The organism is Pseudomonas extremorientalis (genome assembly GCF_024584605.1).
GTDB lineage: Bacteria > Pseudomonadota > Gammaproteobacteria > Pseudomonadales > Pseudomonadaceae > Aquipseudomonas > Aquipseudomonas extremorientalis.
This window is the reverse complement of record NZ_CP089519.1, coordinates 3,136,448-3,161,442: the sequence shown is the minus strand read 5'-3', so window position 1 is coordinate 3,161,442 and position 24,995 is coordinate 3,136,448. Positions and strand designations below refer to the sequence as shown.

Genomic DNA, 24,995 nt, shown 5'->3' with positions numbered 1-24,995 from the left:
CTCATTCCTCGGTCAGCGCCGAGCCGGCACGGTCGAGCAGCGGCTTGAACAGGTAATTGAGCAACGAGCGCTCGCCGGTGCGCACGAACATCTCGGCGGGCATGCCCGGCTTGATCACCAGCCCACGGAGTTTTTCCAAGGCCGCTTCGCTGACCGTGGTGCGCAGCACGTAGTAAGGCGCACCGGTCTTTTCATCGAGCATCTGGTCCGCGGAAATCAGGCTGACCTCCCCCGGCACCCGGGGCGTGCGGCTCTGGTTGAAGGCGGTGAAAAGGATGTCCACCGGCAGGTGCGTGCCGACCTTGTCCACCAGGTGTACCGGCAGGTGCCCTTCCACTTCCAGGCGCGTGCCCTGGGGCACGATTTCCAGCAAGGTTTCGCCGGCGCGGACCACGGCGCCCTCGGTGTGCACGCTGAGATTGACCGCAATGCCATCCGCCGGGGCGTTGATTTCGCTGTGCTGCAGGTCGAACCCGGCCGAGGTGAGTTGCTGCTCCAGGGTCAGGCTGCGCAGTTGCGCATCGGCCAACTGGCTGCGTACCTCTTTTTGATACTCCTCACTGTGTTGTTGCAGCTTGAGGCGCGACTCGAGAATGCCCTGCTCCACACGGCCACTTTCGCCGGTGTTTTGCGCCAGGTCCTGTTGCACCTGGGACAACTGCCGCTGGTACTCCATCAAGCGGTTGCGCGGGATGTAGCCGTTGTCGGCCAGGGGTTGCAGGTTGCTCAGTTGATCGCGCAGGGACTGGGCCTGGGCGGTCAGGTCAGTGCGCGCACGGCGCATACCGCCCAGCTGTGCGGTGGCGCCCTCGATATTGGCGCGGATGCCGGCCTGCTCGCGGGCAAAAGCTTCGCGGCGACTGCTGAACAACTGGCGCTGGCCTTCCAGCACCAACGCCAGGGCGGGGTCGGGATCGGCACTGAGTTCGACGGGAAAGCGGATGCTGGCGAGGTTGTCGCGCTCGCTCTGCCAGCGCGCCACGCTGGCCCAGGCCATGCGGTACTGGGCTTGCAGGGATTGCACGTCGGCCTGGTGCTGGGTCTGGTCAAGGCGGAACAGCGGTTGGCCTTGTTTTACAAGCTCGCCCTCCTTCACCAGGATCCGGCTGACGACGCCCGGGCTGAGGGTTTGCACGGCCTTGCGCTTGCCCGACACCACCACCGTGCCCTGTACCGGGATGCCCTGGTCCAGTGGTGCCAGGCTGGCCCACAGGAAAAACCCGCCGGCGCCGACCACGGTCAGCACCCATCCCATGCGCGTAAAAAACCTGGCGTCGTGCTCTTTGAAGCGTGGTTCAACTGTGATGCTGCTCATGCGCCTGGATTCCTTGCGGCCTGGTACTGACGACTGAAACTCACGCCCGTTTTCTCCCTGGGCGTTTCCTGCTGGCCGGACAATGCGCGCAGCACCTCCTGGCTCGGCCCGAACGCTTGCAAATGACCGTCGCTGAGCACCAGCAACTTGTCGGCCTGGGCCAGCGCCGACGAACGATGGGTCACCAGCACCACGCTGCTGCCCTGGGCTTTCATCTGCACGATGGCGCTGGCCAGGGCGGCTTCGCCCACGGTGTCGAGGTTGGAGTTGGGCTCATCCAGCACGATCAGGCGCGGCCCGCCGTACAGGGCGCGGGCCAGGGCCACCCGTTGCTTCTGGCCGCCGGACAGGCCGCCGCCGTTGTCGCCCAGCACGGTGTCGTAGCCCTGGGGCAAACGCAGGATCAGTTCATGTACACCGGCCTGCTGTGCGGCACGCACCACCTGCTCGGGGTCGGCCTCGCGAAAGCGTGCGATGTTGTCGGCGATGCTGCCGCTGAACAACTCGATGTCCTGGGGCAGGTAGCCGATGTGCGGGCCCAGGTCGTCGCGGTCCCAGCGATGGATGTCGGCGCCATCCAGGCGCACGGTGCCAGCCAGTGTCGGCCATACGCCCACCAGCACACGGGCCAGGGTGGATTTGCCGGAGCCCGACGCCCCGAGCACTCCAAGCACTTCGCCGGCGCCCAGATTGAAGCTGACCTGGTGCAAGGTCGCCATACGCCGCCCGGGCGGGCCGGCGCTGACCTGTTCGAAGCTGACCTGGCCCTTGGGCGCCGGCAGCTTCATCTGCTCGACCTCCGGGGGGAACTCGCGCAGCAAGTCATCCAGGCGCTGATAGGCCAGCTTGGCCGAACTCCATTGCTTCCACACCGCGATCAACTGGTCGATGGGGCTGAGCACCCGGCCCATCAGGATGGAGCCGGCGATCATCATCCCGGCGGTCATATCGCCCTTGATCACCAGCAACGCCCCCAGGCCGAGCACCAGCGATTGCAGGCACAGGCGCAGGGATTTGCTCAGGGAGGTGATCACCGAGCCGGTATCACTGGCCTTGTTCTGCAAGCCAAGAAACTGCGAATGCAACGCGAACCAACGGCTGCGCAGTGCGCCGAGCATGCCCATGGCCTGGATGGTCTCGGCATTGTGCAGGTGGCTGGTGGCCAGTTGCGTGGATTGCTGGGAGTAACCACTGGCCTCGCCCAAGGGCTTTTTGGTCAGGTATTCATTCAGGCACGCCAGGCCGATCAGCAGCACGGCGCCGGCCGTGGCCAACACGCCAAGCCACACGTTGAACAGGAAAATCACAAACAGGTAGATGGGAAACCACGGCGCATCAAAAAACGCGAACAGCGCCGGCCCGGTGATGAATTGGCGAATATGGGTCAAATCCCCCAGGGACTGCCCGGCGTGCCCCTGGCCGCGTTGCAGGTTGCGTTCGAATGCAGCCTTGTACACGCGCAAGTTGAAACGCCGCTCCAGTTGGCTGCCGATGCGGATCACGATAAAACTGCGGATCACCTCCAGCAGGCCAATAAACGCAAAGAAGCCCACCACCATCAGCGTCAGCATCACCAGGGTGGTTTCATTCTGGGAGGACAGCACGCGGTCATACACTTGCAGCATATAAATCGACGGCACCAGCATCAGCAGGTTGATCAACGCCGTGAAACAGCCAATGCTGATCAAAATACTCTTGTACTCACCCAGCGCCTTGAATAACGGCGCGGCGGCATGGGACTTTGCCATGGTGTCTGATCTTCCTTGAACCAAATTACGCGCAATAGTTTCCCCAGCCCCGGCGAACGAAGCGGTCAACTAATGAAATCAAGTTATTTACTTATAACGGCAACTAAGGTGCGCGTTGCAGTACAACTTCAAGCCCCGTCGGTGTGCGGCCTTTATATTCACCTTCTTTCTGTCGGTTGAGGTGAGTAATACCACTGCCTTCGGCGTTCATCAGCCAGATACCGTCGGGTGTTGGCGTCCAGGTCAGAGGCTTGTCGCCCAACCAGTTTGCGACACACGCCACATCGCCGCCCAAGGCATTGGCCTGTTCCAGCAGGTCCAGCGCGCAGACCTGATCCTGCTGGTGCAACTGCCAATGCCCGGCCAACTGGGCGGAGGTAGGTAATACGAGACTGCTCGCCATTGCGTGGGCTCCTGCCGACACGAACATCACCTGCAACACGCAGGCGATCACATTAAACATACGCCGCATCTTCATGCTCCATCCGTAAGGCGCGGCGCCGAAGCGCCGCGCCCGTGCATCACGCTACGATGTCGCTGACCGCAGCCTGGCCGACGGTGGTGACGAGGAAGTCCGCCACGCCGTGCCCGGAGAAGTCCACAGCCAGGGTGCCCAGGTTGGTACCTGCGGCGTAGGTGAGGACTGCATCGCCGGCATGCCCGGTAAAGGCATTGACGAAGGTCAGGCCTGCGCCCTTGGTGATGCCGGACAGGTCGATCTTGTCGGAACCGGAGGTAAAGTCAAAGATCTTGTCCGCCGCGCCCGGCCTGGAATCGGAGCTGGCACCGAACACAAAGGTGTCGTTGCCCGCGCCGCCCCACAATTGGTCCGCCCCGCCGCCACCGTAGATGAGGTCGTTGCCGGCCCCGCCCTTGATCACATTGGCCGCGTTATTGCCGATGATCAAATCGTTGCCGGCACCGCCGAAAGCGTTCTCGACGGTCACGCCCTTGGCGATGGACACGTTGCCCACCAGGCCGCCCACGTCGGAGAACGACGCTTCATTGAGGTTGATCTTCTGGTTCTGGGTGAAACCGGAGAAGTCCAGGGTGTCGTTGCCACCGCCATCCCACACCGAGAACACCAGCTTGTCGGCATTGGAGGTGGCGCTGTAGAAGTCCCGCCCGGTGTTGGAGTTGAAGCCGTAGGTGGTGTCGCCGGCACGGGTGTTGTAGTTGGCGCCGTAGAGCTTCTGGATCGCCGCGATGTCGTCGATCAGCGGAGCGGACGCGTAAGCCTCGACCCCACCCTTGCTGAAGTTCTGGTTGGTGTTGCTCTCGCTCCAGTAGCTCATCAAGCTGTAGCCGCGCGTGTCCTGTCCATAGGTCGCGTCGTTGTAGGTCGGGTTGCCGTTCCCGGCGTTGTAGTCGCCAGGGTGGGCCAGGCCCAGGGTATGGCCGATTTCGTGAGTGAGCGTCTGCCGGCCGTAGTTGTTCAGGTCCGGGGTCTTGTTCGGCGTGTAGCTGTTGTTGGTCAGGTACCACGAGGTGCCGTCGTAGCCTGCGCCGGTGCCGGGCAGGTAGGCGAAGGCGGCCGCGCCGTCCTGGCCGCTGCTGTAGTTGCCGAAGGTCATGTGGCCGTCACCGCCGGTGGCTTTCTCGGTGAAGGTGACGTTGGCCACGTCCGCCCAGGATTGCATGGCCAGTACGGCCTGTGCTTTCTGCTGGGCATTGAACTGGCTGAAGCCCGCGATGCCATGTTTGTTCATGGTGCTCGAGGAGGCCGAGGTCAGGAAGGTGTAGGTCAGGTCGATCTTGCCGTTGCCGTCAAAGTCCCGGTACGCGGCGCCGTCGCGCAGCAGCTGGGTGGCCGCCTGGTCAACGGAATAGGAGGGTTTGCCATTGATCGTGAGGTTGCCGCCACGGTCGTACAAATGGCTGAAGCTATCGATTTGCGAGTAAGCGGTGCTGGCTTGCGCCGCCGACACGATAGCCTTGTCTTTTACTTTTGACATAAACGTACTTCCTTGTTTGCAAGTGCATCAGTCTTTGATCGATAGGAACCCCGCGGGCGAGATCGTCCTATCACTCGCCTCTTTTGAAGGCGTAAGAAAACTGACACAACTTGAAATCTTTCGTCTACATCTTTTCCAGCACTAAAAATCGGCAGGCAAACACCCCAGGTAAGTTCCGCTCCATGTTTATTGGGCAGTACCGATGTTGTCCGACAAAAAACACCGCGCCGGTATTTAAATATTAAATAGCACTAATGCCGCTCAAGTTGAGTGGCATTCGCTATTAATGGATCCAATATATTGCCACGGTGCCATTGGCAACATTAAACAGCCACTACTTACAGTCATCAGTAAGTGTGCCCCCTATTTCCGGGACACACTCCAGCCGGTGTTGTGCAATGCCGCCAACAGCGTGTCGGCGTCCAGGCCCGGCACGCGCACGCCTTGATCGGTGAGCATGTCCTCCCCGGCCAGCATCGCATTGACGATTGCCTCCTCCACGGCCTCCGCCGCCGCGCTGAACAGCGGCGAAATATGGTCATTGTTGACCATCTGCAATGCACTGCTGAACGGCAGGCCCTTGCGCCCGTAATCGGCCGGTGGCAAGTCCTGGTTACCCGTGGCAAATGCCAGGAACAGATCGCCGCTGGAGTCCTCGGTGCCGCCGCCGGTGCGGGCGATGCCGATGGATGCACGTTGTGCCAGGCGCTGGCATTGGTGCGGCAGCAACGGCGCGTCTGTGGCGATGATCACCACAATCGAACCCATGCCCGGCGTGCCTTGCTCGGCGAACGGCGACGCAATGTCCGTCAGGCTGCGCCCCACCGGGTAGCCATCCACCCGCAGTTCCTGGCGCTTGCCATGGTTGGCCTGCACCAGCACGCCGACGGTCCAGCCGCCCTGCTCCGCCGGCAGGCACCGCGAGGATGTGCCGATGCCGCCCTTGAACTCGTGGCAGATCATCCCGGTGCCTCCGCCGACCGCGCCCTCCTGTACCGGGCCGGTTTCGGCGTTGTCCACCGCTTCACGCACATGCTCGGGCCCCACGTGCTGACCCCAGATGTCGTTGAGCAGGCCGTCATAGGTTTCCATCACCACCGGCATGCACCAATACACTGCCGGATCGGCCAGGCGCTCGCGCTCCAGGGCAATCAGGCTGTCGCGCACGATGCCGATGCTGTGGGTGTTGGTGATCGCCAGCGGCGTGGTCAACAGCCCCGCTTCGCTGACCCACTCAAGACCGGTGGCGTCACCATTGCCATTGAGCACGTGGTACCCGGCAAAGCACGGTTGCAGGCGTGCTTCTCCCGCGCGCGGCTGGATCACACTGACGCCGGTGCGCACCTGCTTGCCATCGATGCGGGTCTTGAGCGTGCTGTGCCCGACCCGCACCCCCGGCACATCGGTGATGGCGTTCCACTCACCGGGCGTGCCCAGCCCTAACGTGATGCCCAATTGACGTGCGCGCATAACCACTCCTTACAATTTCTGGAAGACCGGACTCAACCGGCCACTGATGCAATACAGGATCACCGACAGGGCCAGCAGGCCGAGGATGATCATGATGTCGCGGACCGAGGCCGCCACGATCAAGGTCATTAACAGATAGCCCGCGCCCAGCACTGCCACCAACGCCGGCAGCGGCCACAGCGGCATGCGGTAGGGATGCTCGCGGTCACGCAGCAGCACGCGGCTCATCAACGCGCTCAACGCCACCACCAGGTACACCAGCATGATCAGCAATACGCTGAACGAGGTCAGGTCGGCCAGGTTGGAGCTGAAACTCAGCAACGCCGAAGGGATCGCCAGGAACAGCGTCGCCAACCACGGCGAATCCCAGCGCGGGTGAATGCGTGTGAACAGTTTGTTGATGCCCGGCGTCCACAGCGCATCGCGCCCACTGCTGAACACCACGCGGCCGATCTGGATCACGATGGCGACGATCGCATTGAACACCGACAGGAAGATCCCGGCACTGACCAGGCGTGACAGGGTTTCATTGCCGTGGCTGGTCAGCAGGTAGCCGATGGGGTCAGGGCTGCTGATCATCGCGCTGAGGGACGGCGCGCCGATCAATAGGGCGGTGATTGGCACCAATTCGATGACCACCACCAGGCCAAGGGACCACAGCACCGCTTTGTGCACGCCTTTGCCGCCGCATTTCATGTCTTCGGCGAGCAACACCGCCGGCCCGTAGCCATTGTAGGAAAACAGGCCGATGCCCACGGCACCGATCACCAGGGCCCAGGGCGCCAGGTGCAGCACGCCGTTTTCGACGATCTGCGGTTGGAACAGCACGCTGGCCGGTTGCACCGGGTTGCCAAAGCCGATCACCACGATCACCAGCAGCGCTGCGACTTCCAGCAACAGGCAGGTGCCGGTGATCCAGGCATTGAGCTTGATATTGAGGATGCCCAGGGCGTAGCTGCACACCACGATCACCAGGGCCACAGTCTGCGAATCAAACTTCGTGCCCAGGGCGTTATTCAGGTAAGTTGCCGCGCCCGTAGCCAGTACCGGAGGAATAAACAGCAACATCACCAGCACGGTCAGGAACGTCGCATAACCCGCCATGCCGCCGAACACACGCTTGGCGTACACATACTCGCCACCGGCGCTGTTGTGGGCACGGCCCAGTTCGGCGTAGCAAAAGGCAAACATCAGCGCGAGCAGACCGGCCATCACAAACGCCAGGAACACCCCGCTGCCGGCCTGCTGGATGGCAAACGGTGCGATCACAAACACGGAACTGGCCGGCGTCACCGCTGATACGGTAATGGCGACCACATCGAACACACTCAAGGTGGGTTTCAGCACGCCTTCGGGCGTGGGGGAAGTGCTCATATCGTTATCCTCTGTCGTTGTTCTTGGTATGAGGCAGAAACGAAAAATCTGATAAGTCACGGGATATGTTTCCCGCTGAATGATGCGGACGTTAATACGTGAGGGGATGTCGGCCAATTCCCCTATTGGCGTACTCCCCTTGACGCCACCCGGCAAAAGCCGAACCCTTGGCCGATCTTTTTGCCGGCGGGAGCCTGTCACATGAGCCTGTTTCGCGAGGTGGGGATGCACGCCGGCCTGGGCCGCACCGTTGCGCACATCGGCACCGAGCGTTTCTGGAAGCAGTTGGTGCTGTTGCTGCACCAATGCCTGCCCTTCGATAACGCCCTGGCGATCTTCTACCCCTTGGAGGGCCCGCCACTGGCCCTGGAAGAATACGACGCCCAGCCCAGCAGCAAACCGGCGTCGATGCTGGCGTACCTCAATGGCTTGTATTTGCTCGACCCGTTCTTCCAGGCCTGTCGCGAGGGGTATGCCAGCGGGGTGTACCGCCTGGAGGAAGTGGCGCCGGATCATTTTCGCCAGAGTGAGTACTTCCTCAATTACTTCCACGACAACGTGCTGGAAGACGAGGTGCAGTTCATCCTGCAACTGCCGGGCGCCGGGACGTTATCGCTGTCGTTGGGCATGCAGCGGCGCTTCAGCTTTGAGGAAACCGGGTTGATGACCACCGTAGCGGCCTGGGTGTTGCCGCTGATGCAACAGCATTGGCAGCAAAGCACCCAGCGCGCCCCGGCGATGGACAGCCAGATCCGGGATGCGCTGAGTCAGTTCGGCTGCGGGGTGCTCTCGGACCGCGAACTGGAAATCGCCCGCCTGGTGCTGCGCGGGTTCTCGTCCAAGGCCATGGCCGAGCGCCTGAACATCTCGCCGGACACGGTGAAGGTGCACCGTCGGCATTTGTACGCCAAGCTGGATATCTCGTCACAGCCGGAGCTGTTTTCGTTGTTTATCCAGTCGTTGGGGCATGATCTGGAAAATCCCTGAGCTGTGCGTGGGCCGCTCACCGCCCCGCCCTTCAGCGACCCGTGCGAATGGTGTTCCACACCCGTGTACGCACCCGGTCGATATTCAGCGGCATCGCTTCCAACGCGAACAACTTGCCCATCATTACCGGGCTTGGATACACCTTGGTATCCGCCTTGATCGCCGGGTCCACCAGGCTGTCGGCGGCCTGGTTGCCATTGGCGTAATGCACGTAGTTGGTGATGCCGGCCATTACTTCCGGGCGTAGCAGGTAGTTCATGAACGCATAACCAGCTTTTTCATCCGGCGCGTCGGCGGGCATCGCGACCATGTCGAACCAGATGGCGGCGCCTTCCTTGGGGATGTTGTAGCCGATGTTCACGCCGTTCTTGGCTTCCTTGGCGCGGCTTTCGGCTTGCAGGATGTCGCCGGAGAAGCCGACGGCCACGCAGATGTCGCCATTGGCCAGGTCGGCGGTGTATTTCGAGGAGTGGAAGTACGCCACATACGGTCGCACTTTCATCAACAGATCTTCAGCCTTCTTGTAGTCCTCGGGTTTCTTGCTGTGGTGCGGCAAGCCCAGGTAGTTCAGCGCAGCCGGTAGCAGTTCCGGGCCGTTGTCGAGGATCGCCACCCCGCACTTCTGCAGCTTGGCCATGTTTTCCGGCTTGAAGATCAAGTCCCAGGAATCCACCGGCGCATTGTCGCCCAGTACGGCCTTGACCTTGTCGATGTTGTAGCCGATGCCGGTGCTGCCCCACAGGTACGGGAAACCATGGGCATTGCCCGGGTCGTTGTTTTCCAGGGCCTTGAGCAGCACCGGGTTGAGGTTTTTCCAGTTGGGCAACTGGCTCTTGTCGAGTTTCTTCAAAGCGCCGCCCTGGATTTGCCGCGCCATGAAATGGTTGGACGGGAACACCACGTCGTAGCCGGATTTACCGGTCATCAACTTGCCGTCGAGGGTTTCATTGCTGTCGTACACGTCATAGGTGAAACCGATACCGGTTTCTTTCTGGAAGTTCTTGGTGGTGTCCGGCGCAATGTAGTCCGACCAGTTGTAGATTTTCACCGTCTCGGCGGCCTGGCTGATAGAGGCCACCAACATCAAGGGCAACAGGGCAATGGCTTTCATGGTTCGATTTCCTGGCGGTTTTAGGGCTGTTTTTATGGCAGGCGATCAAGGATCAAAGCGTTACAGGATCAATACATAGGTCTTGCGCACGGTCTCCTGGATATCCCAGATGCCGGTGCTGTTGGCCGGCAACATCAGTGCATCACCGGCTTGTATATGAACGACTTCACCGTTGTCCGGGGTGAAGGTGCAGCGGCCCTGGATAAAGTGGCAGAACTCCTGGGATGTGATCTGTCGACGCCAGCGCCCGGGGGTGCACTCCCAGATGCCGGTCTCGACACCGTCGTCGCGCTCCACGCTCAGTGTCGACGCAACGGCAATGGGTTCGCCCAGGGGCACGGCGACGGGCGATGAGTCCGGCAGGGAGGCGTTCAGCGTGTCTTTGAATTGAGTGATGCTCATGGGCTTTCCCGTGTGGATGAAGTGACTTAGTGCATGAAACCTTCCATGAACCCAGCCACGCTCGTCGCCAGCTTGCGACGCCAAGGCGTGGTATTGGGGTTGGCCAGTACCTGGTCTTCATGGACAAAACTGCGAATGATCGCGTTGTAACCCAGCCAGCGGCAGGGCTCGGGCTCCCAGGGCTTGAGTGCCTCGAGGCCGCGTTCGCGGATGACCCAGGGTTGATGGGTTAATGGGGTGTCGCGCCCCAGGATCAGGTCGGCCAGGGTGCGGCCGCCCAGGTTGGTCGCGCCAACGCCCTCCCCGCCGTAACCGCCGGACAGCGCGATGCCGGTCTTGTGGTCGCAGAGCATGTGCGGGCGGAAATTGCGCGACATGCCCAGGTTGCCACCCCAGGAATGGCTGATCCTCACGTTCTTGAGCTGTGGGAACAGCTCACCAAACAGGTAGCGACGCAGCTCGACTTCGCTGTCGGTCAAATCGAAGTCATGGCGCAGCTTCCCGGCAAACTGATAACCGCCGCGCGCACCGAACACCAGGCGGTTGTCCGCTGTACGCTGGCCATAGGTGACCTGGCGACTGCTTTCGCTAAAAGCCTGGCCATGGCTCAGGCCGATTTCATCCCAGGTACTGGCCGGCAATGGCTCGGTGGCGACGATCAGGCTTTGCACCGGCAGCTGGTAGCGGCCCAGCGGCGGCAAGGTGGTGGCATAGCCTTCCACCGCCGGCACCACCCAGGCGGCACGCACGCTGGCCTTTGCGGTGCGCAGGCTGCCGGACTGCCAGTGGGTGACCGGGCTGTTTTCGTAGATTGTCACGCCCATGCTCTCGACCACCCGCGCCAGGCCGCGCACCAGCTTGGCAGGGTTGATGGTCGCAACGTGGGGGGCGTAAATGCCGCCGTAGGGTTTGGCGATGCGGATCTGTTCGGCCAACTGCTGCGGGCCGAGCCAGCGGTAGTCGGCTTCGGTCAGGCCCTGGGCGTAGAGTTTTTCCAGGTAGCGGCGCAGGCTGCCTTCCTGCTCGGGGTAACGCGCGGCGCAGTACAGCACGCCGCCCTTTCGGTAGTCGCAGTCGATGCCTTCACGTGCCAGCACTTGGGCCACTTCGTCGGGAATGGCGTGCAACAGGTCAAACGACGCACGGCGTTGCTCGGGATTCAGGCCGGCGAGCAAGCGATCTTCGCCCAGCAGATTGCCCATCAGCCAGCCGCCATTGCGACCGGAGGCGCCGAAACCGGCGGTTTGCGCTTCGATAATGGCGATTTTCAGCTCGGGGGCCTGGCGCTTCAGGTAGTACGCCGTCCACAGCCCGGTGTAACCGGCGCCGATAATGGCCACGTTGACGTCCAGGTCATGCTCCAGCGTCGGCCGCGCTTGCAGCGGGTCGTCCAACTGGTCCATCCATAAGCTGATAGTGCGCCATGCCGGCATGCCCAACTCCCCCACCTTGTTTCGACAGAGGGAATGCTAGGGCGCGGTGTTGGAAATTGTCTTGTGCGCGTGCACGCAGGGAAATCTCAGAGATAGGTATTACCCAACCCACCCTGCATTGGCTATTTGACGTGCCACCCGCGGATGTCGTATTGGGCGCGGATAAGAGCCAATTCGCCATTGATACTACCTTGGATATCTATCACTCCAAAGAGCCTCTCCAGCGTATTGGACCTGTTGAGGGCTACCTCTCCTTGATCTGTGATGAGTACCACTCCGGTCTTCGTATCCCAGTAAGAGATGTCCACAACGTGGGGGCCTCCTACCTTGTAAGTACCAGACGTTATTGTCCTGGGCTGGAGTTGCACTAGCAAAACTGAAAACGCCTCGGGATCATTAGCATCTGTTTGGCGACCGAAAAAACGTAGCGTATCGAGCTGTTCGTGTGCGTACACGTGATCGGCTGTAAACTGACTGACCTGACCGTCGATAGTGACGGTTCCGAACATATGACCTTGGGGACGGACCTCAGGTTTTTGTTCGAGTTCATCTAATATTTTTCTGAGTTCGGACATGATAGTTCTCCGGTAGAAGTGAAGAATGCACAAGCATTACACAACTAATTTCCAGAAAAAAAACCTGTCAAGCTTGACAGTGACAGCTAGTTTTCGCTGGTCGGTCGAACACCTCCCTTCTGATCACCCTCGTCAAGCTTTCTCTCACAAAGCGCGTTCAAGTAGGCCCTGGGTGTCTGGCCCGTATGCTGGCGGAACGCGCTATAGAATGCCGATAGCGAATTGAAACCGGCGGCAAACGCCAGGTCATCAATCTTGATTGGCGGTGCGGCCTGGTCCAGCGCGGCCAGTAAATGCTGAAGCCTTGCCTGGTTGACGTAACGGTAGAAGCTTTGTCCCAACACCTGGTTCAACAGGTAGGAAATCTGATTGCGGCTGTAGCCGCACTCCTTGGCTACTCGCTGCAGGTCCAGCTCGGGGTCCAGGTAGGGTTGTTTGCGTTCGAAATACTGCTGCAGGTCATTGGCCATGTGCCCCAATTGCTGGGGCGACAGGCCCAGGCGGCTGACAGAGGGCCGTGCGGCCTGGGCCGGCTGTTCATGCACCAGCGAAGCATATTCGTTGACCCGCCAGATCAACCCGTCGCGCACCGTTATGGCTTCGCTGGTGCGGAACGACACCAGGCCCTGGCTGCCCCGCAAGGTGATGCGGTACTGGATGAACGCGGTATCGCCGTCGGCGCGGATACGGTCGCTGTGCTCGATCGCTTCGTCAGCCTGACGGGGCATGCTGGCTTGCAGGTAATCGCGCAAGCCGGCGAAACCGACGACACGGTTCTGGAAAAAGTCGTGGTATTGGATATCCGGGTGGTAGTAGGACATCACGCCTTCCAGATCCCGGTGGCGCCAGCAAAGGTGGTGGCGCAACACGAGTTCGCGTGTGGCGCGGGATTGATGGCATTCATCGTCTGCAGCGATGTCGGGCATGGAAGGCTCTGCGGCGGGTAAACCCTGGAGATTGCCGAATTTCTGCGGGTGCTTCAATGGCCAATTGGCACTTCTGACTAATGGCCTATTGCCCAATCACAAGTAGGACATGACCCACATCAACCTTATGGAAAACAACCGCCGAACGGGGCCGAAAAAGTCACCTTGCGGTGACGAACGAATGCTATTTTTAAGCTCTACAACGCCACGACCAGTGAAGGTCGTGGCCCCCTGCCGCGAGCTAAAGGAAGCGCTCAATGAACAAGGTGGGCAACATGAACAAAGTGACGTTCCCCAACGCCTGCCAACTGATGCGCTGGCATTTCCATCCGATGGGCTTCGAGGGCAGCATGGACGCGCCCGGCAGCATGATCGCCCGCCTGTTCGACCGGGCCAGCGGCGAGACGTTGATCGCCATCGCCGGCATCCCCTGCGCCACGGTGATGAATGCCGCCGATGTGGAGCGGATCATCGAGGCGGTGGAGGATGAGTTGGAGTCGTTTGTGCCGCCGCAGTCCCTGCGGGCCTGAACTCAACCCTTCAGACAGCGCCTATCTTCTGTGGGAGGAGGCAAGCCCCCCTCCCACATTTGAATGGCATCGATCTGTTAATTGCGTTGGTCGTCGAAGAAGGCTTTCTTGCCATCTACCCGTTCTGAGGCCTTGGGCGCATTCACTGCCTGGCCTTCGGGCTTTTCCACATACCAGTAGCAATGACTCACCGCCCGGGTGATGCCCACATACGCCAGGCGCAACACCTCGTCTTTCTGGGCGTTGTCATACGGCTCGCTGTCCCCGTCCTTGCCCAGGCCCGCCATGCGGTAGACCTGGTTTTTATACGGGGAATGGGTGACATGCTGGCAATCCCCAAGCAGGAATACCGCATCGGCCTGGAGCCCCTTGGCGCTGTGGTAGGTCAATTGTTTCAGCCTGCGCGCTGGAGGTGGCAAGCTAGAATCCACATTAACTGCAGGCTGGATATGCTCTTGAATCAGTAACTTATCGCTACTTTTTCGATAAAGCATTAACACTGATTCACCGCGTTGGTAATGCTCCAGCAACTGCCGTCCCAATGCAGCGTCGTCGCGCTCCAGCACCTTGACCGGCACCAGATCCTTGGGCGCCCCGCTGGCCTTGGCTTTCTTGCCGGGGATAGCCGGTGCGGCACGCACGATGTGCTCGGCCGCGTCGATGATGTGCTGGTGACTGCGGTAGTTCTCGCCCAGCATCACTCGGGTGGTGGCCGGCGACGGGAACTCCTTGTTGAATTCCATGAAGTACTTGGGCGAACTCCCACGCCAGCCGTAGATCGACTGCCAGTCATCCCCCACACACAACAGTGATGAATGCTGGGCGCCGCGCCCGACGTGCATGGCCGGGCCACGGCTGCGGATCTCACGCAGGCTGGCGCGGATCCACGAGACGATCTGTGGCGAAACATCCTGGAACTCGTCGATCATCAGGTGCGACAGCGGCCGTAACAACGGATCGCTGAGCAGCTTGAGGTTTTCCGGGGTGTTCTCGCCGAACAGCGAAAACATGCGGTTGTAGGTCATGATCGGCGGCGACTGGTCCAGCAGGTGATCTTCCAGGGCCTTCCAGAAAATGCTCAGGGCCTCGAAGAAGAAGCGGTCTGGATCATCCTTGGCGAAACTCATCTGCCCAACCGCGGTAGGCACATCCAGCCCGAGGTTCTCGATAAAGCCGGCCGCCATCACGAAACTGTCCAGCAACGGCGCCGACGCCAGCTCGCCTTTGACTTTGTAATCGAAGCCTGGCCCGGCAGCGGCATCACCGGCCAGGCTACTCAAAAGGCGTTTTGATGATTCGTAGCTATCGAGCCATATCAATGGTTTACGACAGAAAGCTTGAAACAGTGTGCGCTTTACCGCCCACTCGGCGCGCACTGACAGTTTCGCGTTGGGCCGGCTGAGCTGAGCATTTTCCCGAGCATCGAAACCCAGCACCACCCAGGCGTCCAGCTCGGGGATATAGCCATGGCAATGAAATTGCGCGCCATTGATCTCCACGGTCTGGCGACTGGGTTCGATGCCTTTGATCGGCCAGGCACCGGCGCGGAACCACAGGTCCTCGATCACATCACAGAGTTCTTCATCACGCTTGGCTGCCAGTTCGGTCACCGCTACGCGTTTTTGTACGTCAGGGTGATCACGCTCCAACTCCTTGAGCTGCAGCCCATGGCGCGCCAGCGGCGCAATCAGCTCGCGAAAGCGTGCGTGCCGCCCGTGCAGGTGGTGATAACAGGCATTCATCTGCTGGCGTTGGGCGTCGTTGATACGCAAGTCAAAGGGGTTGCTGTCGGCGTCGTCAAAACCCGAGCTGAGGTTTTCGAACGCTTGCAGGCGTTCAAAGCCCGGCAGGCTGCGCACCATCGGCAGAATGCGCGAGTGAAAGGTGCGCACCACGGCCTGCGCTTCTTTCATACCCAGGGGTCGGCCCCACAGGCTGAGAATTTCCATGAGCTTGTTGATGAAGTCTTTGCGCGACTCCCGGGTAAAGGTCACCACCGTCATCGAACTCAGCTCAAAGCCCAGATAATGGGTCAACAACAGGATACGCAGCACCAGCGAGGTGGATTTACCCGCGCCAGCCCCGGCAATCACCGACGTTGAGGGCGTATCGCTGAAAATCATCTTCCACTGCGCCGCGCTGGGCTGGGCATGGGCCGGCAGCAATCGCGCGACATCTGCCTTGATACGCTTCTTCAACTCGGCGGTGAGCGGCAGGCGCCAATCATCGAACAGGCTATCGTCCACGCCCGGCGCACGGTGCTCATCCGGGCGGAAATCACGAATCAACAGGACCTGCCGGCCTTCCTCGATGCCGTCGGCCTTGCCTTCGCGGTAACCGTACTCCACGCCCGCCTCGTGCCCACTGCGAAAACCGTCGGCCTGTCCGTGCAACCAGGAAAACCGGTGCTGGGCGCGCAAGCGGGTCAGGCCGTGGCCAAACAGGCGCGCGGCCAGGCGTTTCAATAGCGGCATTTCGGCCAAGGGGCGCAGTTCGGGAGGAAGATCAGGCTTTTGTTGCGACACGCGGACTCCTGCGATGAGCTGGGTTCTGACAAGTGCGCCATGGTCGCCGGAATCGACGTTCAGTGCCAGCCAATTGCTTTGCGGTCATGCAGTTAGGCGATGAACTGAAAGTCAAAACGCCGCTAACCAATCCATTAAATCGATAGGAATCAGGCATTTTTTACGCTTTTTATCGATCATGGGCTGCAGGATCATAGGGCCATCCACAGGAGACGATCATGCTTGAACTTCGACCTTTCAAATCCCTGGGCGGTGCCCACCATGGCTGGCTTGACGCCCATCACCACTTTTCGTTCGCCGAGTATCACGACCCCAAGCGCATGCACTGGGGCAACCTGCGGGTGTGGAACGACGACATCATTGCGCCCGGCACCGGCTTCCCGCAGCACCCGCACCGCGACATGGAGATCATCACCTATGTGCGTGAAGGTGCGATCAGCCATGCCGATAACCTTGGCAATAAAGGCCGTACCGAGGCCGGCGATGTACAGGTAATGAGCGCGGGCACCGGCATCGCCCACAGCGAGTACAACCTGGAAGATGCGCCGACCAAGATTTTCCAGATCTGGATTATTCCGAATGAAGCCGGTTTGCCGCCTTCGTGGGGCGCCAAGCCATTTCCGAAAGGTGATCGTGAGGGGTTTGTGACACTGGCCAGCGGCAAGGCCGGGGACAACGAGAGCCTGCGCATTCGTGCGGATGCGCGGCTGGTGGCAGCGAACCTGAAAGCTGGGGAAAGTGCTGAATACCGGCTGGACGGCGGACGCCGTGCGTACCTGGTACCGGCGACGGGCGTGATTGAAGTCAATGGCTTGCGCGCACAAGCTCGAGACGGTGTGGCTGTAGAGAATGAACAGGTATTGCGGGTAACCGCGATCGAGGACAGCGAAATCGTCCTGGTAGACCTGGCCTGACCTCGATCAACTGTGGGAGGGGGCTTGCCCCCGATGGCTGTGTTTCAGAAAAAGAGATGCAAACTGACACACCGCTATCGGGGGCAAGCCCCCTCCCACATTGTTATTACGGCGTTATCCGGAGATGGCGCCGTCGACCAGCACTTGCGCCTCTTCCACCAACTGCTTGAGGTGATCCTCACCGATAAAGCTCTCGGCGTAGATCTTGTAGATATCCTCGGTGCCCGATGGCCGCGCGGCAAACCAGCCGTTTTCGGTCATCACCTTCAAGCCGCCGATCGCCTGGTTGTTGCCCGGTGCGTGACTGAGGATCTGCTGAATGCGTTCCCCGGCCAGTTCGGTCGAGGTCACCTGATCCGGCGACAGCTTGCCCAGCAAGGCTTTCTGCGCCGGGGTGGCCTTGGCGTCTACACGAATCGCGAACGGCTCGCCGAGGGCATCGGTCAGGCCGCGGTAGAGCTGGCTCGGGTCCTGGCCTTTGCGCGAGGTCATTTCCGCGGCCAGGAGTGCTGGGATCAGGCCGTCCTTGTCGGTGCTCCAGACCGTGCCGTCCTTGCGCAGGAACGAGGCGCCGGCGCTTTCTTCGCCGCCAAAGCCCAGCGAGCCTTCGAACAGGCCATCGGCAAACCACTTGAAACCGACCGGCACTTCGTACAGGCGACGGCCGATGCGGGCCGCCACGCGGTCGATCAAGCCGCTGCTGACCACGGTCTTGCCCACCGCCGCGTCTACGCGCCAGTCCGGACGGTTCTGGAACAGGTAGTCGATGGACACCGCCAGGTAGTTGTTCGGCGCCAGCAGGCCGCCGGACGGCGTGACGATACCGTGACGGTCATGGTCCGGGTCGCAGGCGAAGGCCACGTCGAACCGTTCCTTGAGGCCGATCAGGCCCTGCATGGCGTAGCTGGAGGATGGGTCCATGCGGATCTGGCCGTCCCAGTCGACGCTCATGAAGCGGAAAGTCGCGTCGACTTCGGTGTTCACTACGTCCAGGTTCAAGCGGTAGTGCTCGGCAATCGCCGACCAGTAGCGCACCCCTGCTCCACCCAGCGGATCCACGCCCAGGCGCAGGTCGGCGCTGCGGATGGCGTCCATGTCGATCACGTTGACCAGGTCGGCCACATAGCTGTTGAGGTAATCGTGGCGATGGGTGGTGTCGGCCTTGAGCGCCTGCGCGTGAGTGATGCGCTTGACCCCGGCCAGTTTGTTCGCCAGCAGTTCATTGGCCTTGGCTTCGATCCACTTGGTCACGTGGGTATCGGCCGGGCCGCCATTGGGTGGGTTGTACTTGTAGCCGCCACTCTGCGGCGGGTTATGCGACGGCGTGATGACGATGCCGTCAGCCAAACCGGTGGTTCGACCACGGTTGTAGCAGATGATCGCGTGGGAAATCGCTGGGGTGGGTGTGTATTCATCGCCTTCGGCGAGCATCACGTGCACGCCGTTGGCGGCCAGCACTTCCAGGGCGCTGGCACCGGCAGGCGTCGACAACGCATGGGTGTCCAGGCCGACAAACAGCGGGCCGTTGATGCCCTGGGCTTCGCGATACAGGCAGATCGCTTGGCTGATGGCGAGCACATGCCACTCGTTGAAGCTCAGTTCGAACGAGCTGCCACGGTGCCCGGACGTACCGAACGCCACGCGCTGGGTGGAGATTGCTGCATCAGGCTGGCCGGTATAGTAGGCCGTGACCAGTCGCGGGATATCCACCAGCAACTGGGCTGGCGCCGGCTTGCCCGCAAAAGGACTGATTGTCATGCATAAACCTCGGAAAGAAGGATTCGGAAAAGATGGCAGTTTACTGAGAGTTGGACTACTGCGCGACGGTATCGATCCCACAGCAGTAAGAGAAACTTCACGCAATCATCCCATTTGAGCCTGACGCAGGGCCTCGCTTATGGCAGCCAAGGCGATCTCCAGGTTGGGCTGCCCATGAAAGGTATGGCTCACGCGCAAGTGCTGATGATGCAGCCCACTGACACTGAACAGCTCACCGGGTGCAATCACGACCTGCTGGGCAAGCAGGCGCTTGAAGACCTGACGCATGTCGACGGCCTGGGTGGAACCCAGCCAGAACGCCGCCCCGGCAGTCGGCATCCGATAACTCACCTGCTGCCCCAGATGCTGGTCAAGGCGCCCGCTCATTTCAGCCGCTTGTGCCTGCAGTAGTTGGCGTAATGCCCGCAAGTGCGGGTCTATTCGCCCGCTCTGATAAAGGCGGGCGATGGCGCGCTGGCGGATCGACGATAAGCGGAATGAGCGCAGCAGAAACTGGCGCTGCAACTCACTGCTCATGCGCCGAGATAACAGATAGCCGTAGGGCGCTTCCGCCCCCAGTATCTTCTCGAACGAGGAAAACACCATCAGGCGCTCCGGGTTCACCCACTCGCGCAGGGCCGCCTGGGGCTCCTTGAAACCCAGCTCGCCAAAGGTGTCGTTTTCCAGCAGCCAGCAACCGTATCGGTCCAGCATCTGTGCCAGGCTGAGACGGTCATGGGCAGGCAGGGCATTGCCTGATGGCAGGCTGACCTTTGACGACAGCAATACCAGATGCACCGGCTCAGCGCGCAACAGTTGGTCAAGGGTCGTCAGGTCCAGGCGCCCTTCCGGGGTCCAGGGCAACTCGATGATGCGCACCGCGCAATCCTGGAACAGGCGCAAAATCAGCCAGTCACAGGGGGATTCAACAATCACCGTGGTCCCCCTGAGGCCCAGCACCTCAATCAGGATATCCAGCACCCCGCGCAGGTCGGCACCGATGTAGATGTCGTCGGCGTGCCAGCAACGCGTGGGCGACGAGGTGTACCGCGCCGCCAGCGCCGCACGCAGTTCCCACACGCCACACGGCTGTGACCAGGGTTGCAGATGACGTGGGTACTGGCGCACCAGCTCCCGTTCGAGGCGCAACAGCGCCCCATCCAGCGAAGCCAGCAGCGCCGGTTCATCGCCGCTGAACACCGCCATGCATGGGTTGCGTGCCGCCGCGTAGAGCCGGTCAAGCAAATCGCCGCCGCCCCCAGCCACGGTGCTTGATGAAAGCGGCCAGGCGTAATAACCCGACTTGGCCACCGAGTAGACTCTGCCCTCCTTCTCAAGCAGCGAGTAGGCGTATTGGATCGTCGAGATCGATACGTTCAGGCGCCTCGCCAATTGCCGCAGCGATGGCAGCTTTACACGGGTATCGGTGCTGACTTCGTTGATCAGGTTGATCATGTAGCGGTAGACCGCCTGATACGCGAAGTCGGCTTGTCGCTCGCCGCGCAGCGTCATCGCCCGGACAATTGGCAAGCGGGCGTGTTGCCATGGGCCATGACGCCTGCATTGCGCGATTTCCCACTCGCGCCGGGCACCGGACGCTTGCGATAGAGGTGCTGCAACAAGGGCATCGGCAGGCCACTGGTGTCGCTGACCCACTGTTGCAACATGTCAGCCGATTGCTTGCCCTGCAGAACCTTGTGCAGCTCAGGCAAGGCCACCAGCATGCCAGGGTGGCATTGACGCAAATAACCTTCCAGCCGCTCCCCATGGTGGATAAACGGCGAGAACAGCAGGCACACCAACTGTGTTTCATCCAGCCCAAAGAACTGCTGCGCGGCGGTACTCGGCAGGGCAGCGTCTTCACCGATGCCAACCTGCGCCAGCCACTCCTCGGGCAGGTGCTGGCGACGCAGGAACTGCGAGGCCTGGCGGATAAAGCCGTGCACCCCCTCTTCGTAGTCAAGGTCTCGCAGGCAACGGGCCTGCAAGCCACGCAGATGAGCCATCATCCGAGGGTTGGAATAGGTAGGATGGCTGAAATGGAAACCCAGTGGGTCCGGGGTAAAAGCCATGAACTCTGTCAATATCGGCGACATTTGCGTATCCACGTCCTCCAGCAGGTCGGCAATGCTGATGTAAGCCAAGTGACGGTGACCCGCCTTGCTGGGGTTGGCACTGGCGACATAATGTTCACCGTACACCTCGCGGTAGTAGCTGGTGCTCCACTCGTCCATGCGCGCAAACAACCCGGTGAGTGACAACGGCCAAGTGCTGGCGATCGGAACGCCGGCGCTCTGGGCTGTTTTCTTCAGCCAGGCCAGAAACTGCCCTTGCTTGCGCGGGGAATCACCACTGACCAGGGCATGCACCCCGCCATTCCAGGTGGTCACGCGCTGGTAGAAATCCCCGAGTGCCAGATACGTGTCGCTGCACAAAGTGGCACGGCAATCACCTGAGCTCAGGTGGCCGATCATCAGCATGTTGCGCTGGCTGGTTTCTCGCCCCATGGCAGAGACCGGCCGTTGATGGTTGAAGGGCAGTACTTCCTGATTCTCCACCATCAGCAGTTCAACCCTCGGATCATCGTGCAGGAACAAGCGCCCGTAACCCTGATTGAGGCTGTCGAGCCTGCTGTCGGTCATGCCCGAATGGCGCAACGTTGCCACCCGCAGCTTGAAGGTTCGTGGCGCTCGCCCGGCGATGGTCAGCTGTGCAGCACGCAGCAATGCCAAGGTACAGCTGCTGACTTCGCCTCCACCATGGGCCATCAACACTTTGTATTCTCCCACCTGCTCCATGCCACCCGCGGCCACGACAATTCGCTGGACCAACAACTGAAGCGCTGTTCGCTCCGCACGATTAAAGTGCCCGATCAAACGCTGCAGAACTTGCTGGTAAACATAATTCATAGCCTGTTCGTGAATAGTGCTCATCGTTCTACTACCTGAATTGAAATGTCAGTTTCGAGCAACTACTGAGCGTGTTTGCCCGATCTATTACACGCATAGAAAGTTCCACGTCACATTGTGAAGCGCTAAATAAACAGTAGCACCGAGCAACAAAACGACACGGAGATTCCCGGGTATCAGCCCAGCCTTGAAATCCTCCACCCCTTGATTTATCTAGGCCAAAACGAGGCCAAGCTGGAAATCCAGGAAAATTCCTACAATTTCCTACGCGCCTTTAGCCAGTCATTCAAAGACGTGTCTGACAAATAAAACCACGAACTTTCCAACTTATTGGATTGAGGTTCGTCCTGGATATATCGACTTCCCTGATTCCACACAAGCGCAGCAGTCTCTGCTTCGAGCACTCGCGATTGCACTGTCGGATATTCAATCATTGCTCAGTCCTTGAGATGAAAGTTAAGGCGCAATTATCAGTGCTGGAATAATGATTAATAGATACAGAACCTGGCCGAAAACCAGTGCAGATAAATCACCGGTGCCTGTATTAATCACACGCACACAAAGACGCCGCGCTGGATTTCAGGGCGGCGTCAGAGAGGAAGGCCGGATTCAGGGGCTAAAGCGCCAGCTGGGCGCCTGGCGGGCGATGCAGGTTCCGTCCTGTCAAATGGCGCATTTGCCTCACGCGGCGGATTGCAGGAACGCTTGTTTACGAATATTCCTACGCCCTAAACAGCTTCAACCTGCAACGCAACGCGTTCGCGGCACGGGCATTCGTCCATGTAGCGGTGCGCTTCCACAAATTGGCTGAAGGGAAACACCGTGGTTTTCAGCGGCACCAACACGCGGTCGGCGGTCAGTTGGTTGATATCCCGCAGGGCGCGCTGCAAAGCCACCTGATCCTGGATGATGCCCAGTTCGGGTTTGCCGGTGAAGTTACCAATGCAGTGCACAAAGAACTGAATGTTCTTCTGGAACGCCGCACACGCCGGGAATGGCGTCTGGTTACCGCCCTGCAAGCCATATAGCACCAGGCTGCCACGCGGTGCCAGCACATCGCCGAGCAACGACATCTGCGGGCCGCCCAAGCCATCGAACACCACGTCGACACCGCGGTTGTCGGTGAACTTGTTGATTTGCATGAGCAGGTCCTGCTCTTCGGTGACGATGACCTTCTCCGCACCGAGGGACAGCAGGTACTCGCGCTCCGCACTGTCCTTGGTCGCGGCAATCACCCGTACACCCAGGGCCTTGCCCAGTTGCACAAAGGAAGGGCCGGCACAGTGACTGGCATCGGTGACCAGGGCAAACTGCCCAGGCTTGACCCGGGCCAGATCCACATAGGCAAAGTAGGCAATCAGCAGCGGCGTGTAGTGCACGCTGGCTTCAATCGGGCTCAAGACATCCGGATAGCGGGTCAGGGCCGAACGGGGCAGGACGATCTGCTCGCCATACACCGGGTAATCATTGGGGCTTTCAGCCGGAAAACTGGCGACTTTGTCCCCCACGGCCAAATCATCCACGCCATCGCCGACGGCGACCACAACCCCTGCCATCTCATGGCCAAGGCCGGACGGCAAGCGTGCATGGGAAGACGCCAGGTTCTGGCGCCACAGAATGTCATACCAGCTGATGCCAATCGCTTCGACACGCACCTGCACTTCGCCCGGTGCGGGCTGCGCAGCTGCATGCTCTTCGCATTTGAGCACCTCGGCCGGACCAAACTTGTGAAAACGGATCGTGCGGGACATCGCAAACCTCGTCAAAGTAACCTCTAATGCCATGAACTCTATCTGGGCTTTGCGGGTAAGACCACCGGTCGCCATTAATAGTCGACATGCCTGTCATTGATTCCGCAACTGAGGAATAGACCTCAGAGCTTGTAAGAAAACTCAATTTTCCTGTGCAGAGTAACAGCCTTTACCCGTAAGATTCATGCCGGTCATTCTTCTTATATGGCTGCTCTCGTCAAGTTTGCTGACTCTTCCAGGACACAAGATGAACCGTAACGACCTGCGTCGTGTCGACCTTAACCTCTTGATTGTATTCGAAACCTTGATGCATGAGCGCAGCGTGACCCGCGCCGCCGAGAAACTGTTCCTCGGCCAGCCGGCCATCAGCGCGGCGTTGTCGCGCTTGCGCGGGCTGTTTGATGATCCGCTGTTCGTGCGCACCGGTCGCAGCATGGAGCCGTCGGCCCGGGCGGTGGAAATCTTCGCCCTGCTCTCCCCGGCCCTGGACTCGATCTCCACCGCCGTCAGCCGTGCTGCCGAGTTCGACCCGGCCACCAGCACGGCGGTGTTCCGCATCGGCCTTTCCGACGACGTCGAATTCGCCCTGCTGCCCCAACTGCTCAAACGCCTGCGCGCCGAAGCCCCCGGCATCGTGCTGGTGGTGCGTCGCGTCAACTACATCCTGATGCCGGGCCTGCTGGCCTCCGGCGAAATCTCCATCGGCGTCAGCTACACCGCCGACCTGCCAGCCAACGCCAAGCGCAAAGTGCTACGCCGCAGCCTGCCAAAACTGTTGCGTGCCGACAGCGTGCCGGGCTCCCTGAGCCTGGACGACTTCTGTGCCCGCCCCCACGCGCTGGTGTCATTCGCTGGCGACCTGAGTGGCTTTATTGACGAAGAGCTGGAGAAGCTCGACCGCAAACGACACGTGGTATTGGCGGTACCGCAATTCAACGGGCTGGGGACGTTGTTGGCGGGTACTGACATCCTGGCGACCGTCCCGGATTATGCGGCTGAGGCATTGACATCGGCGGGTGGGTTGCGGGCGGAGGATCCGCCCTTGCCGGTGCGCTCGTTTGAACTGCATATGGCGTGGCGCGGGTCGCAGGATAACGACCCGGGAGAGCGGTGGTTGCGGTCGCGGATTCAGATGTTTTTCGGCGACCCTGAGAGTCTTTAGGCGTCGTCTGGCAGGCTGTTCAGCTGATCATTTCTGCCTTTCCACAAACCATGGAGCTCCATTCACTTCCAGTGGATTGCTACATTGGGGGCATATTTGAGGGCATGCTTTGGATGGTTTGAAAAGGATGCCCCCAGCCTGAGGCCAAGC

Annotated in this window: 20 protein-coding genes; 4 read left to right on the top strand and 16 right to left on the bottom strand. The window is 60.5% G+C overall.

The window, feature by feature from the left end:
• Position 1 precedes the first annotated feature (1 nt).
• The 6 genes from LUU92_RS13955 to LUU92_RS13930 all read right to left on the bottom strand — a co-directional run bounded on the left by LUU92_RS13955 (position 2) and on the right by LUU92_RS13930 (position 7,862).
• A complete protein-coding gene (locus LUU92_RS13955) occupies positions 2 to 1,315 on the bottom strand; it encodes an HlyD family type I secretion periplasmic adaptor subunit (protein ID WP_257103817.1) in 1,314 nt (437 codons plus the stop codon).
• A complete protein-coding gene (locus tag LUU92_RS13950) occupies positions 1,312 to 3,063 on the bottom strand; it encodes a type I secretion system permease/ATPase (RefSeq protein ID WP_071488359.1) in 1,752 nt (583 codons plus the stop codon). The genes LUU92_RS13955 and LUU92_RS13950 overlap by 4 nt, the downstream gene beginning before the upstream one ends.
• A gap of 103 nt (positions 3,064 to 3,166) precedes the next feature.
• Positions 3,167 to 3,541 carry a protease inhibitor Inh/omp19 family protein gene (locus LUU92_RS13945; protein ID WP_092243428.1) on the bottom strand — a complete coding sequence of 125 codons (375 nt, stop codon included), beginning with the start codon at positions 3,539 to 3,541 and terminating at the stop codon, positions 3,167 to 3,169.
• Positions 3,542 to 3,584: 43 nt separating this feature from the next.
• Positions 3,585 to 5,018 carry a serralysin family metalloprotease gene (locus LUU92_RS13940; RefSeq protein WP_071488361.1) on the bottom strand — a complete coding sequence of 478 codons (1,434 nt, stop codon included), beginning with the start codon at positions 5,016 to 5,018 and terminating at the stop codon, positions 3,585 to 3,587.
• 363 nt (positions 5,019 to 5,381) lie between these two features.
• Positions 5,382 to 6,488: a DmpA family aminopeptidase gene (locus LUU92_RS13935; RefSeq protein ID WP_222539795.1), complete on the bottom strand. Its 1,107-nt coding sequence runs from the start codon at positions 6,486 to 6,488 to the stop codon at positions 5,382 to 5,384.
• 9 nt (positions 6,489 to 6,497) lie between these two features.
• Positions 6,498 to 7,862, bottom strand: a complete 1,365-nt coding sequence (locus LUU92_RS13930; RefSeq protein WP_071488363.1) for an APC family permease — start codon at positions 7,860 to 7,862, stop codon at positions 6,498 to 6,500.
• A 201-nt stretch (positions 7,863 to 8,063) separates the two neighbouring features.
• Here LUU92_RS13930 and LUU92_RS13925 point away from each other — a divergent pair, with 201 nt between their 5' ends.
• Positions 8,064 to 8,849, top strand: coding sequence for a helix-turn-helix transcriptional regulator (locus tag LUU92_RS13925; RefSeq protein WP_092243423.1), 786 nt, complete (start codon positions 8,064 to 8,066; stop codon positions 8,847 to 8,849).
• A 31-nt stretch (positions 8,850 to 8,880) separates the two neighbouring features.
• On the opposite strand, the gene LUU92_RS13920 is transcribed toward LUU92_RS13925, so the two are convergent.
• The 5 genes from LUU92_RS13920 to LUU92_RS13900 form a co-directional block, all read right to left on the bottom strand.
• Complete coding sequence (locus LUU92_RS13920) at positions 8,881 to 9,960, bottom strand: polyamine ABC transporter substrate-binding protein (protein WP_222539798.1); 1,080 nt, start codon at positions 9,958 to 9,960, stop codon at positions 8,881 to 8,883.
• A 60-nt stretch (positions 9,961 to 10,020) separates the two neighbouring features.
• Positions 10,021 to 10,362, bottom strand: a complete 342-nt coding sequence (locus LUU92_RS13915; protein WP_222539799.1) for a cupin domain-containing protein — start codon at positions 10,360 to 10,362, stop codon at positions 10,021 to 10,023.
• Positions 10,363 to 10,388: 26 nt separating this feature from the next.
• On the bottom strand, positions 10,389 to 11,795 hold the full coding sequence (locus LUU92_RS13910) for an NAD(P)/FAD-dependent oxidoreductase (protein WP_222539800.1): 1,407 nt from the start codon (positions 11,793 to 11,795) through the stop codon (positions 10,389 to 10,391).
• Positions 11,796 to 11,917: 122 nt separating this feature from the next.
• Entirely contained in the window at positions 11,918 to 12,370 is a 453-nt protein-coding gene (locus LUU92_RS13905; RefSeq protein ID WP_071488368.1) for a hypothetical protein, read from the bottom strand.
• 86 nt (positions 12,371 to 12,456) lie between these two features.
• Entirely contained in the window at positions 12,457 to 13,296 is an 840-nt protein-coding gene (locus tag LUU92_RS13900) for a helix-turn-helix transcriptional regulator (protein ID WP_257103816.1), read from the bottom strand.
• A gap of 257 nt (positions 13,297 to 13,553) precedes the next feature.
• Between LUU92_RS13900 and LUU92_RS13895 the strand changes: the two genes are divergently transcribed.
• Positions 13,554 to 13,826 (top strand): DUF1652 domain-containing protein, encoded by a 273-nt coding sequence (locus LUU92_RS13895; RefSeq protein WP_058425948.1) that lies wholly within the window; start codon positions 13,554 to 13,556, stop codon positions 13,824 to 13,826.
• 77 nt (positions 13,827 to 13,903) lie between these two features.
• On the opposite strand, the gene LUU92_RS13890 is transcribed toward LUU92_RS13895, so the two are convergent.
• A complete protein-coding gene (locus tag LUU92_RS13890) occupies positions 13,904 to 16,351 on the bottom strand; it encodes a UvrD-helicase domain-containing protein (RefSeq protein ID WP_257103815.1) in 2,448 nt (815 codons plus the stop codon).
• Positions 16,352 to 16,569: 218 nt separating this feature from the next.
• Between LUU92_RS13890 and LUU92_RS13885 the strand changes: the two genes are divergently transcribed.
• Positions 16,570 to 17,265 carry a pirin family protein gene (locus LUU92_RS13885; RefSeq protein WP_257103814.1) on the top strand — a complete coding sequence of 232 codons (696 nt, stop codon included), beginning with the start codon at positions 16,570 to 16,572 and terminating at the stop codon, positions 17,263 to 17,265.
• A gap of 114 nt (positions 17,266 to 17,379) precedes the next feature.
• Here LUU92_RS13885 and pgm read toward each other — a convergent pair whose 3' ends face one another.
• The 4 genes from pgm to LUU92_RS13865 all read right to left on the bottom strand — a co-directional run bounded on the left by pgm (position 17,380) and on the right by LUU92_RS13865 (position 23,683).
• Positions 17,380 to 19,023: a phosphoglucomutase (alpha-D-glucose-1,6-bisphosphate-dependent) gene (pgm, locus tag LUU92_RS13880; RefSeq protein WP_257103813.1), complete on the bottom strand. Its 1,644-nt coding sequence runs from the start codon at positions 19,021 to 19,023 to the stop codon at positions 17,380 to 17,382.
• A gap of 105 nt (positions 19,024 to 19,128) precedes the next feature.
• Positions 19,129 to 20,535 carry an aminotransferase-like domain-containing protein gene (locus tag LUU92_RS13875; RefSeq protein ID WP_071488372.1) on the bottom strand — a complete coding sequence of 469 codons (1,407 nt, stop codon included), beginning with the start codon at positions 20,533 to 20,535 and terminating at the stop codon, positions 19,129 to 19,131.
• Positions 20,532 to 21,956, bottom strand: coding sequence for a hypothetical protein (locus tag LUU92_RS13870; protein WP_071488373.1), 1,425 nt, complete (start codon positions 21,954 to 21,956; stop codon positions 20,532 to 20,534). The genes LUU92_RS13875 and LUU92_RS13870 overlap by 4 nt, the downstream gene beginning before the upstream one ends.
• Before the next feature lie 704 nt (positions 21,957 to 22,660).
• Positions 22,661 to 23,683 carry a zinc-dependent alcohol dehydrogenase family protein gene (locus tag LUU92_RS13865; RefSeq protein WP_071495692.1) on the bottom strand — a complete coding sequence of 341 codons (1,023 nt, stop codon included), beginning with the start codon at positions 23,681 to 23,683 and terminating at the stop codon, positions 22,661 to 22,663.
• Between the two features lie 247 nt (positions 23,684 to 23,930).
• Here LUU92_RS13865 and LUU92_RS13860 point away from each other — a divergent pair, with 247 nt between their 5' ends.
• A complete protein-coding gene (locus LUU92_RS13860; protein WP_010210548.1) occupies positions 23,931 to 24,845 on the top strand; it encodes a LysR family transcriptional regulator in 915 nt (304 codons plus the stop codon).
• Positions 24,846 to 24,995: the final 150 nt, after the last annotated feature.